Below are 12,430 nucleotides of genomic sequence, written 5' to 3' on the forward strand. Positions count from 1 at the left end.
GCTCATCGTTCGCCTCCGGCGGCGCGGAGGGCGGCCACGGGCACGGCCTGCACCGCGGCGACAGGCGCCGGCGCTGCAGGCGTCGGTGTCGGCGCAGCGGCAGGCGGCGTGGCCCGGCCCTGTTCGCGCGCACGCTTGGCATCGGCTTCGGCCTGCGCCGCCAGCCAGGTGTCGATATCGTCCGGCGGCACGTCCATCAGGCGCAGCGCGCCGTCCATGACCCGCTGGAACACCGGCGCCGAGACGTAACCGCCGCCGTACATGTTGCGCGAAGTGTCGGGATCGTCGATGACCACGGCCATCGCGAAACGCGGATTTTCCACCGGCACCAGGCCGGCGAAGAACGCGACGTAACGCCGGGCGTAGCTGCCGCCGGTCGCCTTGCGCGCGGTGCCGGTCTTGCCGGCCACGTGATAACCGAGGATCGCCGCGCGCGTTGCGGTGCCGCCTGGCTCGGTGACGGTCTGCATCATGCGCATCACCTCGTCGGCGATGCCCGGATCGAGCACCTGGCGCGCTTCGCCGGCGTGGCCCTTGACGAAGGTCGGCGCGATCGCGCGGCCACGATTGCCCAGCGTGGCGTAGGCGTGCGCGATCTGCAGCGGCGTCGCCGACAGGCCGTAGCCGTAGGACATCGTCTGCTTGCTGGTGCCGCTCCAGCGCGAGGGATCGGGGAACAGGCCCGCGGCTTCGCCGGGGAATCCGCTGCCGGTGCTCTGGCCGTAGCCCATGCGCCGCAGGAAGTCGTAGAACTGCTGGTTCTGCAGCTTCTGTACGATCAGCGACACGCCGACGTTGGAGCTCTTGGTGATGATGCCTGTGGTGTCGAGCACGCCGTAGTTGCGGAAATCGGTGGTACGGAAGCGGCCGTTCGGAATCCAGCCCGGGCTGGTGTTGAACGTGCTGGTCGGGGTGATGACGCCCATCTCGAGGCCGGCCGCGACCGTCAGCGGCTTCATCGTCGAACCCGGCTCGATCAGATCGGTGACCGCACGGTTACGGTGCGCGTCGCGGTTCTCGCCGGTGACGCGGTTGTTGTTGTACGAGGGCAGATTGGCCATCGCCAGCACTTCGCCGGTCGACACTTCCAGCACCACGATCGAGCCGGCGCTGGCACCGGTTTCCTCGAGCGCGTGCTTGAGTTCGCGATAGGCCAAGAACTGGATGCGCCGGTCGATGCTCAGCACCAGGTCCTTGCCCGGCTCGGCGGCGCGCACCAGGTTCACGTGCTCGACGATGCGGCCGTGGCGGTCGCGGATCACGTTCTGCGCGCCCGGGCGACCGGCCAGCCATTCGTCGAACGCCAGCTCCACGCCTTCCTGGCCGCGGTCGTCGATGTTGGTGAAGCCCAGCACGTGTGCGACCGCATCGGCCTGCGGGTAGAACCGGCGGTATTCGCGCTGCGAGAACACGCCCGGCACGCCGAGATCGAGCACGCGCTTGGCCGCCGCGGGACTGATCCGGCGGTGGCGCGGCACGTACATGAACTCGCGTTCGGCGCGCTGCGAGACCTCACGCGCCAGATCCTCGACCGGCAGGCCGGTGACCTCGGCCAGTTCCGGCAGACGATCGGGATGCTTGCTCAGTTCCTGCGGATTGATCCACAGCGACTCGACCGGCGAGGAGATCGCCAGCGGCTCGCCGTTGCGGTCGGTGATCATGCCGCGCGAAGCCGGGATCGGCACTTCGCGGCGGAAGCGCGCATCGGCCTTCTGCTGGTAGAACGCGTTGTCGATCAGCTGCAGGTCCACCGCGCGGCCGACCAGCGCCACCGCGCCCAGTGCCAGTGCGCCGCCGACCAGCATCAGACGCAGGCGCAGATCGAATTGCGCGCGCTTGCGCGGCTTCTTGGCGTGGCCGTCGCCGGTCTTGATGAACTTGCGGAAGTTCACGGCCGCACCACCACGATCTCGGCGGTCTCGGGGAAGCGCATGCCGAGGCGCTCACGCGCGACCTGGTCGACGCGGTTGCTCATCGCCCAGGTGGCCTGTTCGAGCTGCAGCCGGCCGAAGTCGACGTTGAGTTCGTCACGGGCGCGCTCCAGGCGCGTCAGTTCGACGTAGAGCTGGCGATAGTCGTGGCGCGCGTGCACCACGCCGATCGCGGTGACGATGTTGCCCGCCAGCAGCACGGCGATCAGGAGCCGGCCGAAGGTCATGCGGCACCGCCCGGCGCGAGCTTTTCGGCCACGCGCAGCACGGCGCTGCGGGCGCGCGGATTGGCGCGCAGCTCGGTCTCGTCGGCTTTGATCGCACCGCTGCACACACGCAGCACCGGCTCGAACGGCGCAGCCTCGGGCAGGCGGCGGTTGCCGGCCGGCGCCTTGGCATGGCCGGCGATGAAGCGCTTGACGATGCGGTCTTCCAGCGAATGGAAGCTGATCACCGCGAGCCGTCCGCCGGGACGCAGGGCGTCGAGCGCGGCGTCGAGCCCGGCTTCGAGATCGGCCAGTTCGCGGTTGATGTGGATGCGGATCGCCTGGAACGCGCGCGTGGCCGGATGGGTCTCCTTCTGGCCCGGCTTGGACTTGCCGCGCGGCACGTTGGCCGCGATCACCGCGGCGAGATCGCCGGTGCGGGTGAACGGCGCTTCCGCACGGCGGGCCACGATGGCGCGCGCGATGCGGCGGCTCATGCGCTCTTCGCCGAAGGTCCACAACACGTCGGCGATCTCGGTGTCGGACGCATGCGCCAGCCACTCGGCGGCGCTTTCGCCGGCGTCGGGATCCATGCGCATGTCGAGCGGGCCGTCCTTGCCGAAGCTGAAACCGCGGCCGGCCACGTCGAGCTGCGGCGAGGACACGCCGAGGTCGAACAGGATGCCGTCCAGCGGCGCTTCGGACGCGGCGCTCCAGGTGGCGAGATCGGTGAAGCTGCCGCGGTGGATCGACACGCGCGCGTCGCCGCCGAAACGGGCGTCGGCCACGGCGATCGCGTCGGGATCCTTGTCCATCAGCAGCAGCCGACCTCCGGGGCCGAGACGCTCCAGCACACCGGCCGCATGTCCGCCGCGACCGAAGGTGCCGTCCAGATACCGCCCGTCTTCGCGTACGCCCAGGCCCTCGAGGACTTGCGCATACAGCACCGGGAGGTGGCCGGACGGTTCATCCGTACCACCCCCGGTCACAACTGCAGTCCCTCGAGATCGTCACCGGCCATGTCGTCGTCGCTGAGCGTCTGACGGATCTGGGCCTGGTGCGCCTGCTCGCTCCACAGCTCGAACTTGTCGCCCATGCCGACCAGCACGGCCCGCCGCTCGATGCCGACGGTGTTGCGCTGGCTGGGGGCGATGCCGATGCGGCCGCTGGCGTCGGGCTCGAGGATCGTCGCCGCGCCGACCAGCTTCAGCTGCAGCGTGCGGTTCGCCGAACGGGTGCGGGGCAGCGCGTTGACCTTGTCGCGAACGCTTTCCCAGACCGCGTACGGATAGAGATAGAGGCTGCCCGCATCGAAGGGGTTGTAGGTCAGGACCAGACGGTTGCCGCACTCGCGCGCGATCAGGTCCCGATAGGCGGTCGGAATCGCCAGTCGGCCCTTGTCGTCGATGGTGATGGCGGTCTCGCCCTGGAACACGTTGATCCTGCCCGGTTGGCGCCCGTCTTGCGCGGGCTTGTGCGACGGAAAACCACTAAATTCCCGGTTTTCCCACGAGGCGCCACCTTAGGACTGGCCACAAGGGTTGTCAACAGCTTTGGAGGCGCACTTTCGCCTGTCCGGTCAATGACTTGCAGCAATGTTCACAGACTTGTTCAAGCTTTATCCACAAGCGGTTGTTTCGTCTCAAATTTTGAGATTTCGGTCGGTTCAGGTGTCTGCACGCCGCCCTCACGCGGCCTTTACGAAACCCTCACGCCATGCGGACGCCGCCCTGACGAAGTGCCTGTTCATGTGACCCGGATCGTCACAGTTGCGCGAAATTCCGTGACCACCGCCCCCGTCCTGCGTGCAAACGCACCGCGCCCGCATCGGTCGATGCGGGCGCGGTGGGGAGAAAAGTGGCGGAGCCGGCCTGTAAGCCGGGTTCTGTCGTGGACAGTCATTCCTCTAGGCGCATCGTCACCGATACGCTCGAGCAACCTACCCGGACCCGACGCGGGCCACGTCATGAGGTCCCTATTTGGTCTTGCTCCCGGTGGGGTTTGCCGTGCCGGCCTGTTACCAGGCTCGCGGTGCGCTCTTACCGCACCATTTCACCCTTGCCGTCCTGCCGAAGCAGTCTTGGGCGGTATCTTTCTGTTGCACTTTCCGTCGGCTCGCGCCGCCCAGGCGTTACCTGGCACCGTGCCCTGTGGAGCCCGGACTTTCCTCGGCATCGATGGTGCTGATGACGCGACTGTCCGGCCGACTCCGCCGGGACGGATTGTCGCATGCGGCGCCTCTTCGCGAGCGTTTCAGGCGTTTGCACGCCGCCCGGCTCAGTCGGACGCGCCCGCCGGCGGGGCGTCTTCGAGCACTACGTCGAACGCGTGCTGCGTCACCTGGGCCCGCATCACGTCGATCCGGCGCACCTCCATCCGCACCCGGTCGCCGGTGGCGACGTGCAGCGCGTGGAGGATGCCCAGCTCGCCCCAGACCGGGACGCCGTCGATGGCCAGGATGAGATCATCGGCGGCCAGACCCGCGCGGGCGGCCGATCGTCCCGGCAGCACGCCACCGACCCGCGCCCCGTTCAACTGGATGCCGATCGTCCGCCGCTGCGCGTCGGGCGCGCCGTCGCGTTGCCACAGCTGCCCGACCCGGGCGTCCTCGACCAGCATCGGAATGCCCCGCTCCAGCAGCTCGCCCTGGGTCAGCAGCGCCGCCCGGCATTCGGCCAGCCCGTCCGGCAGCACGGCCGGCGGCATCTCCGCGATCGGCGCCGTGTCCGGCTGCGCCGCCAGCCGGTCGCGCCAGGCCTGCCACTGGGGCGCCGAGCAGACCCGCGCATGCGCGCCTTCAAACGTGCGCAGCGTCTCGGCGAGGTCGGCCCGGCTGCCATCGGGATCGTCCGGGGCGGTGTCCAGCAGCGTCCGGCAATGCGCCTGCAGGCGCAGGGCGGACACCACCGTATGACCGGTGACATGGCGGATCACCATGTCCGCGAGCTGCGTCTCGAGCTCGGCCCGCCCGGCGGGATCGTCCGCCTGCTCGGCCAACCGCTGCTCGAGCGTCGCGTCGCCGGCATCCGCGACCTCGCACAGGCCGGCCAGCGCCGGGGTCACGTCCAGCGCGTGCGCCGGCGCCGACAGCAGGCCCGCGGCCAAGACGGTCGCCAGCGCGCGCATCGCGGTCATGCACCACCGCCGTACAGCGCCTTGCGCGGCGCACCGGTGATGTCGGCAGCCAGCTTGGCGGCGGTCGACGGCGGCAGCTGCGCGCTGAGCAGGCCGTAGACGCGCCGCCCCTCCGCGAGCCGGGCGTCGGCATCCTCGCCGGCCCCTTCGATGAGCACCACGAATTCGCCCTTGCGCTGGTTGGCGTCGGCCAGCACCTGCGCGTGCAGGGCGCCGAGCGTCCCGTCCAGCACGGTCTCGAACAGCTTGGTCAATTCGCGCGCGAGCACCGCCGGGCGATCCGCGCCGAAGGCCTGCACGGCGTCGGCCAGCATCTCGTCGATGCGATGCGAGGATTCGTAGAACAGCAGCGTGCGCGGTTCGGCGACCAGCCCCTGCAGGCGCTCGCGGCGTGCACTGGCCTTGGCCGGCAGGAAACCCTCGAACACGAAGCGGTCGCTGGGCAGGCCGGCCACGCTGAGCGCGGTGATCAGGGCGCTCGGGCCGGGCACGGGCGACACCCGCAGGCCGGCCGCGCGGGCCGCGCGCACCAACCGGAAGCCGGGATCGCTGACCAGCGGCGTGCCGGCATCGCTGACCAGGGCCAGCGACTCGCCGGCCTGCAGGCGCGCGACCAGGCGCTCGGCCAGCGCGTCCTCGTTGTGCTCGTGCAGGGCGACCAGCGCACGCTCGATGCCGAAGTGACCCAGCAGCTGCCGGGTGTGCCGGGTGTCCTCGGCGCAGATCGCGTCGACGCTGCGCAATGTCGCCTGCGCGCGCGGCGACAGATCGCCCAGATTGCCGATGGGCGTCGCCACGACATGCAGGACGCCGGGGGCGCGGGAAAGGTCGCTCATCGTCTGCACACCGGGAACGCTAGAATGCGGCCATTATCCCGCAGCGGAACCGCGACATGGCAGCACTGTCCCAGGCACTCACCGCCCGCGCGACGCAGCGCGTCCAACGCCACGCCCTGCGCGCGGCGATTTCGCTGTCGCTGGCCGCCCTGCTGGCGAGCTGCGCGACCGTGCAGACCACCGGCAGCGCCACGAGCGTGGCGCCGGAACCGACCGCGCCCGTCGACCCGGGCCGCTGGACCTTCGAAAGCGATCGCCCCGCCGCCGACCGCGACGGCTACCGCCCGCCGCGCAAGCTCGCTGTGCTGCTGCCGATGAGCGGCAGCCTGGCCACGGCGGCGGCGCCGGTCCGCGACGGCCTGCTGGCCGGCTACTACGGCGAACGCCGCGAGCGCCCCGAACTCGCGTTCTACGACACCGCCGGCACCGCGTCGGGCACGTCGGCCGCCTATGCGCGCGCGATTGCAGAAGGCGCGGACCAGATCGTCGGGCCGCTGGGCCGGGACGAGGTCGGCGCGCTGTTCTCGGCCGTGCCCACGGTGCCCGTGCTGGCACTCAACCGCGGCCCGTCGGCGGCACCGGACAACGCCGCTGCGTTCTCGCTGGCGCCGGAAGACGAAGGCGACGCCGCGGCCCAGTACCTGCTGGCGCGCAACGCACGCAATGTGCTGGTGCTCAGCAACGGCGACGACAACGCACGCCGCAGCGTGGATGCCCTGCGCGCCCGCCTGACCCAGGCCGGCGGTTCGATCACCGGCACGGTCGCCATCGTCGGCGACACCCCGGCCGACCAGACCGAGGTGTTCCGCAATGCGGTCGTGTCGGAGGTCGGCGTGGATGCGGTGTTCCTCGCCATTCGCGGCAACCAGGCGCGCGTGGTGGTGCCGCAGCTGTCGGTGGCCGGCCTCGGCGGCCGTCCGCAGGTGGGCACGGCGCAGCTGACCCAGGGCACCGGCCAGGCGCAGGAAGACCAGATCCTCGACGGCATCGTGTTCCCGACGGAACGCTGGACCGCCGGTGCGGGCCCGCGCGCCCTGCCGCCGCACGCGTCCGTCGCCGCCGATCTGCCGACTGCACGCGGTGGCGCCGGCCGATTGTTCGCGTTCGGCTACGACGCCTGGCTGCTGAGCGGCCATCTCGAGTATCTGTCGCGCAACACCGAGGCTTCGATCGAAGGCGCGACCGGTGTGCTGCGCGTGGCGGCCGACGGCAACGTCATGCGTCAGCCCGCCTGGGCGACCTGGCGCGGCGGCCACATCGCACAGGCGGAAGGCGGCGGTTGACCGCACGCCGCGAGGCCGGCGCCGAGGTCGAGCGTGCGGCCCGCGCGCATCTCGAAACGGCCGGGCTGCGCCTGGTCGAGGCGAACGCCAGCTACCGCGGCGGTGAACTCGACCTGGTGATGCTGGACGGCGACGGCCCCACGCGCACCGTGGTGTTCGTCGAGGTCCGCCATCGCCGCTCCAATGCATTCGGCGGCGGCCTGGCCTCGGTGGATGCAGGCAAGCGCCGACGCGTGATCCTGGCCGCGCAGCAGTTCCTCGCCCAGCACCGCGCACTGCGCGATCTGGCCTGCCGGTTCGACGTGGTGGCGGCCGAAGGCGATCCCGCGGCGCCGGTGCTGCACTGGGTGCGTGACGCGTTTCGCGCTGACGACTGAGCGTTTGCGGGAAGCGCCTGCCGCACACCGTGTTGCTGCGCGGCGATGTCGTCGACATCGCCTGACACCAACGCCCTCTGCCCACATGCGCGCTGTCGCAACAGAGGACCAGCGCGGATCCGGCGCGTCGTCGTAGACCCGCCAATCGCGTCGGTGCGCTGCGAGGATCTCCGGCCAATCAGGGATCTCGCGACACGCTGGAACCGTCATCGTGCCTGCGCGCCCTACAACGGGACGGTCAGCCGTCCGTCGCCGGCGTCGCGAAATGGTCCCAGCCCGCTGCGGGCGCTTGCCATGGCGCCCCCGCCACATGCGCCGTGACGCCGGTGCCCGCGACCATGCGGCCGATCCGCGTCACCGGCGTGACCGAGACGCGCGCGGCGTCGAGCACCGCATCGGCCACGTCGGCCGGCGCGGTGAAGCAGAGTTCGTAGTCGTCGCCGCCGGTGGCCTGCAGCGTGCGGCAGGTCGCGGTATCGAAGGCGGATCGCAGGGTCGCCGACGCCGGCAAGGTCGCGATGTCGACCGCCGCGCCCAGCCCGCTCGCCTGCGCGATGTGGCCGAGGTCGGCCAGCAGGCCGTCGGAGATGTCGATTGCCGCATGCGCGATGCCGGCCAGCGCATCGCCCAATGCGACCCGTGGCACCGGCCGGTCGAGCCGCGCACGCAGCGCAGCGTCACGCGCACCGCCGCCGCGCCACTGCAACAGCGCGCCCGCGGCATCGCCCAGCGTGCCGCTGACCCAGATGTCGTCGCCAGTCCGGGCCGCATCGCGCCGCAGCGCGCGACCGGGCGCGACGAACCCATGCGCGGTCACGCAGATCGACAACGGCCCGCGCGTGGTGTCGCCGCCGATCAGCGCGACCGCATGCGGCCACGCGAGTGCTTCGAATCCGTCGAGGAACGCGTCGAGCCACGCGGGCTCGGCCACAGGCAGGGACAGCGACAGCGTGCACCACGCCGGCGTGGCGCCCATCGCGGCGAGATCGGACAGGTTGACCGCCAGCGCCTTCCAGCCGATGTCGGCGGGCGCGGTGTCGTGCGGAAAGTGCACGCCCGCATTGAGCGTATCCATGCCTACGACCAGCTGCAGGCCGGGCGGAATGGCCAGTACGGCCGCATCGTCGCCGATGCCGAGATCCACATCGTCGCGCTGCACGGCGCGCTCGCGGATGCGCGCGATCAGATCGAACTCACCGGCCATGCGTCAGCGCCTCGCGCCGCCCGCGTGCATCCCGCCGGCATCGCAGCGTCAACGCGTACGTTGCACCGTCGCGCAGCGCGCGACGGATGCGTGCAGGTCGACTGCAGGTTCCGCGATCCGTTGCCGGCGATGCCACGGCCTGCAACCCGCCGACGCGACACGCCCTCGGGACAGCGGACATTCGGACGGTGCGTGCCATGGCGTATCGGACTCCGGGATCAGCGGTCGCGCGGCGCCCCGACCTCGGGCGCGCGCCATTCCGCGGCGGCGCGGTCGAGCACGCCGTTGACGTAGGTGTGGCCGTGCTCCGAACCGAAGCGCTTGACCGTCTTCAACGCCTCGTCGATGACCACGCGATACGGCACGTCGATGCGGTGCTGCAGCTCGTAGGCGGCGATGCGCAGCATCGCGCGCTCGATCGGATCGACCTCGTCGATGGTGCGGTCCAGAAACGGCAGCAGCGCGGCGTCCAGTTCGCGGTAGCGCGTGCCCACGCCGTGCACCAGGTCCTCGAAATACGCGAGATCCGCGACTTCCTTGGCCTGCTCGTGGGCGAACTGGGCGACGATCTCGCGCGGTTCGGTGCCCGACATCTGCATCGCGTAGACGGCCTGCAGCGCGCGTCGACGTGCGCGCGAGCGCAGCACAGGGTCGATACCGGTCCGGTTGCGGGTCTGGTTCATGCGATTTTTTCCAGCAGATGACTCATTTCGATCGCGACGAGCGCGGCTTCTTCGCCCTTGTTGCCGTGGTTGCCGCCGGCGCGCTTCTCGGCGTCGGCATAGTCCTCGACCGCCAGCACGCCGTTGGCAACCGGCACGCGGCTATCGAGCGCGACGCGCATCAGCGCATCGCTGCAGCCGTCGGCAACCTGTTCGTAATGGCGGGTGTCGCCGCGCACCACACAGCCCAACGCGAGCAGCGCGGCGTAGCGGCCGCCGGCCGCCAGATGCGCGCAGGCGACCGGAATCTCCCAGGCACCCGGCACCCGGATGACGTCGACCGCATCCTCGGCCACACCGTGGTCGGCGAAGGCCTTGCGCGCGCCGGCGACCAGGGTGTCGGTGATCTTGGGATTCCAGCGGCTGGCGACGATCGCGTAGCGGGCGCCGGCGGGCGCACGCAGGTCGCCTTCGAAATGGCTCATCGGAGGGCGACGCCTCGTGGACAGGGGGGCGTGGAGTTTACCGCGTCGTCCACGCGACCACCGGCGGCGGTGCGGTGACGCGTCACGGCTGCACGTATCCGACGATTTCCAGACCGTAGCCGGCGAGTCCGATCTGCTTGCGCGGCGTGCCCAGCACGCGCAGCTGACCGAGGCCGAGATCGGCCAGGATCTGCGCGCCGGCGCCGTTGCGCCGCCATTGCCCCACGTCCTTGTCCTTGCCCGGCGGGCGTTCGACCGGCTGCTGGCGCAGCCGCGCCAGCAGGGCTTCGCCGTCGCGAGGCGCCGACAGCACCACCATCACGCCCTGCCCCGCGTCGGCGATCGCGCGCAGCGCATCGGTCGCGGCCACGCCGAAATCGTCGCGCCGCCAGTGCAGCAGGTCGCTCAGCGGGTTTTCCACCTGCACGCGCACGAGGGTCGGCGTGCCGGCGTCGGGCGCGCCGCGGACCAGCGCGAAATGCAGTTCGTGGGCGATGCGGTCGCGATACGTCACCAGCTTGAACGGGCCGAACTCGGTCTCGATCTCGCGCGCGTCGATGCGCTCGACGGTGTGCTCGGTGGCGAGGCGATGGGCGATGAGGTCCGCGATCGAGCCGATCTTCAGGCCATGCGTGCGCGCGAAGACTTCCAGTTCGGGACGTCGCGCCATCGTGCCGTCGGCATTGAGCACCTCGACCAGCACGCCCGCAGGTTCGAGCCCAGCCAGCATCGGCAGGTCGCTCGCGGCCTCGGTGTGGCCGGCGCGGGTCAGCACGCCGCCCGGCTGCGCGGTCAGCGGAAAGATGTGCCCGGGCTGGCTGAGGTCCTGCGGCCTGGCGTCCGGCCGCACCGCCGTGCGCACGGTATGCGCGCGGTCGTAGGCCGAGATGCCGGTGGTCACGCCTTCGGCGGCTTCGATCGACACCGTGAAATTGGTCTGGAACTGCGCGGTATTGCGCTGGACCATCGGCGCCAGGCCGAGCTGGGCGCAGCGCTCGCGCGTGACCGACAGGCACACCAGGCCACGGGCGTGGGTGACCATGAAGTTGATGTCCGACGGCTTGACCAGCTCGGCGGCCATGATCAGGTCGCCTTCGTTCTCGCGGTCCTCGTCGTCGACGATGACGACCATGCGGCCCTGGCGGATTTCTTCCAGCAGTTCGGGAACGGGTGCGAAGTTCATGCCGCCGCTCCCGTGGGGACGACGCCCGCACTGAGCAAACGCTCGACGTAGCGCGCGACCAGATCCACTTCCAGATTCACCGCTTCGCCGACGGCCGTGCTGCCGAATGCGGTGTGCGCGACGGTATGCGGCACCAGCGCGACCTCGAAGCCGGTCGCATCGACGGCGTTGACCGTCAGGCTGACGCCGTCGACGCAGATCGAACCCTTGTGCGCGACGTACTTCAGCAGCGCGGCCGGCGCATCGAAGCGCCAGCGCTGCGCGCGTGCATCGTCGTGCACCGAGGCGACGCTGCCGACGCCATCGACATGGCCGCTGACCATATGGCCGCCGAGGCGGTCGGTCGGGCGCATCGCGCGCTCCAGATTCACCGCGCGGCCCTGGGCCAGCGCGCCGAGCGTGGTCAACGACAGGGTTTCGGTCGAGGCATCGGCCTCGAAATGCGCGTCGTCGAACGCGACCACGGTCAGGCAGACGCCATTGACCGCGATGCTCTCGCCCATCGCCACGCCGTCGAAGGGCAGCGTGCCGACCGCGATGCGCAGCCGCGCGTCACCGCCACGGGCCTCGGTGGAAACCAGGCGTCCGACGCCTTCGATCAGTCCGGTGAACATGTCGCTGCCTCCGTCCGCACGGACATCCGCACGGTCTAGCCGAAAGGGAACGGTCCGGGACGCGACAGCGTGCACGGCCCATCGGCCACGCATGAGGTCGTCTTCTCGCATCCGGACTCTGACCGTCGGCTCCGGCATTCGACCGGATCTGCTGACCCGCCGGCGTGTGCCGGCAGCGCTCGCGGGCTCGCGCGTCGCCGCGCCTACCGCCGGTGGGGACTTCCACCCCGCCCCGAAGACATTCGATTGTGTGTTGCCGGCAGGGCCGGCCCGCGCATTCTAGCAGCGCCGGCCCGCTGCCCCAGCCCGCGCCGCGGGATGCTTCATTGCAGGAGCACCCGCTCCCTCCCCGTGACATGGCCGAAGCAAACGCCTGATCGCGCGACGACAGCGCCGTGCACCGGGCACCCAGTCACAGACACCTCCATCGCGCCATTGTCTGACGGACGTCACCTCCGGTTTCATGCACCCTGCCTTGGAGCTCTTTTCGGCCTCCACCGACTCTGCCCACAGA

12 protein-coding genes, 1 other RNA gene, 1 pseudogene and 1 riboswitch are annotated in these 12,430 nt (G+C 70.6%); of the genes and pseudogenes, 2 read left to right on the forward strand and 12 right to left on the reverse strand.

What is annotated here, in order from left to right:
• Positions 1-2 precede the first annotated feature (2 nt).
• The 7 genes and pseudogenes from AC3A5K_RS07105 to rsmI all read right to left on the reverse strand — a co-directional run bounded on the left by AC3A5K_RS07105 (position 3) and on the right by rsmI (position 6,108).
• Positions 3-1,805 carry a peptidoglycan D,D-transpeptidase FtsI family protein gene (locus AC3A5K_RS07105; RefSeq protein ID WP_487617076.1) on the reverse strand — a complete coding sequence of 601 codons (1,803 nt, stop codon included), beginning with the start codon at positions 1,803-1,805 and terminating at the stop codon, positions 3-5.
• Positions 1,806-1,888: 83 nt separating this feature from the next.
• A complete protein-coding gene (gene ftsL / locus AC3A5K_RS07110) occupies positions 1,889-2,158 on the reverse strand; it encodes a cell division protein FtsL (RefSeq protein WP_487616791.1) in 270 nt (89 codons plus the stop codon).
• A gap of 8 nt (positions 2,159-2,166) precedes the next feature.
• Positions 2,167-3,126: pseudogene (gene rsmH, locus AC3A5K_RS07115) on the reverse strand (16S rRNA (cytosine(1402)-N(4))-methyltransferase RsmH); the annotation flags it as partial.
• Positions 3,123-3,572: a division/cell wall cluster transcriptional repressor MraZ gene (mraZ, locus tag AC3A5K_RS07120; RefSeq protein WP_487616792.1), complete on the reverse strand. Its 450-nt coding sequence runs from the start codon at positions 3,570-3,572 to the stop codon at positions 3,123-3,125. The pseudogene rsmH and the gene mraZ, both read right to left, overlap by 4 nt.
• 423 nt (positions 3,573-3,995) lie before the next feature.
• Positions 3,996-4,348, reverse strand: an RNA gene (rnpB, locus tag AC3A5K_RS07125) — RNase P RNA component class A.
• Between the two features lie 66 nt (positions 4,349-4,414).
• Positions 4,415-5,263: a PDZ domain-containing protein gene (locus AC3A5K_RS07130; protein WP_487616793.1), complete on the reverse strand. Its 849-nt coding sequence runs from the start codon at positions 5,261-5,263 to the stop codon at positions 4,415-4,417.
• Positions 5,264-5,268: 5 nt separating this feature from the next.
• A complete protein-coding gene (gene rsmI / locus AC3A5K_RS07135) occupies positions 5,269-6,108 on the reverse strand; it encodes a 16S rRNA (cytidine(1402)-2'-O)-methyltransferase (RefSeq protein ID WP_487616794.1) in 840 nt (279 codons plus the stop codon).
• Between the two features lie 56 nt (positions 6,109-6,164).
• Here rsmI and AC3A5K_RS07140 point away from each other — a divergent pair, with 56 nt between their 5' ends.
• Together AC3A5K_RS07140 and AC3A5K_RS07145 are read left to right on the forward strand one after the other, a co-directional pair.
• Positions 6,165-7,391, forward strand: a complete 1,227-nt coding sequence (locus AC3A5K_RS07140) for a penicillin-binding protein activator (protein ID WP_487616795.1) — start codon at positions 6,165-6,167, stop codon at positions 7,389-7,391.
• On the forward strand, positions 7,388-7,768 hold the full coding sequence (locus AC3A5K_RS07145) for a YraN family protein (protein ID WP_487616796.1): 381 nt from the start codon (positions 7,388-7,390) through the stop codon (positions 7,766-7,768). Before AC3A5K_RS07140 ends, AC3A5K_RS07145 begins: the two co-directional genes overlap by 4 nt.
• A 238-nt stretch (positions 7,769-8,006) precedes the next feature.
• On the opposite strand, the gene thiL is transcribed toward AC3A5K_RS07145, so the two are convergent.
• The 5 genes from thiL to AC3A5K_RS07170 all read right to left on the reverse strand — a co-directional run bounded on the left by thiL (position 8,007) and on the right by AC3A5K_RS07170 (position 11,916).
• Entirely contained in the window at positions 8,007-8,972 is a 966-nt protein-coding gene (thiL, locus tag AC3A5K_RS07150) for a thiamine-phosphate kinase (RefSeq protein ID WP_487616797.1), read from the reverse strand.
• A 218-nt stretch (positions 8,973-9,190) separates the two neighbouring features.
• Positions 9,191-9,655 carry a transcription antitermination factor NusB gene (gene nusB / locus AC3A5K_RS07155; RefSeq protein WP_487616798.1) on the reverse strand — a complete coding sequence of 155 codons (465 nt, stop codon included), beginning with the start codon at positions 9,653-9,655 and terminating at the stop codon, positions 9,191-9,193.
• Entirely contained in the window at positions 9,652-10,119 is a 468-nt protein-coding gene (gene ribH / locus AC3A5K_RS07160; protein ID WP_487616799.1) for a 6,7-dimethyl-8-ribityllumazine synthase, read from the reverse strand. Before ribH ends, nusB begins: the two co-directional genes overlap by 4 nt.
• An 82-nt stretch (positions 10,120-10,201) precedes the next feature.
• Entirely contained in the window at positions 10,202-11,302 is a 1,101-nt protein-coding gene (ribB, locus tag AC3A5K_RS07165; RefSeq protein ID WP_487616800.1) for a 3,4-dihydroxy-2-butanone-4-phosphate synthase, read from the reverse strand.
• Entirely contained in the window at positions 11,299-11,916 is a 618-nt protein-coding gene (locus AC3A5K_RS07170) for a riboflavin synthase (protein WP_487616801.1), read from the reverse strand. Before AC3A5K_RS07170 ends, ribB begins: the two co-directional genes overlap by 4 nt.
• A 95-nt stretch (positions 11,917-12,011) precedes the next feature.
• Positions 12,012-12,160: riboswitch (FMN riboswitch) on the reverse strand.
• Positions 12,161-12,430 lie beyond the last annotated feature (270 nt).

The sequence above is a fragment of the Luteimonas sp. Soil_C_5 genome (genome assembly GCF_057656615.1).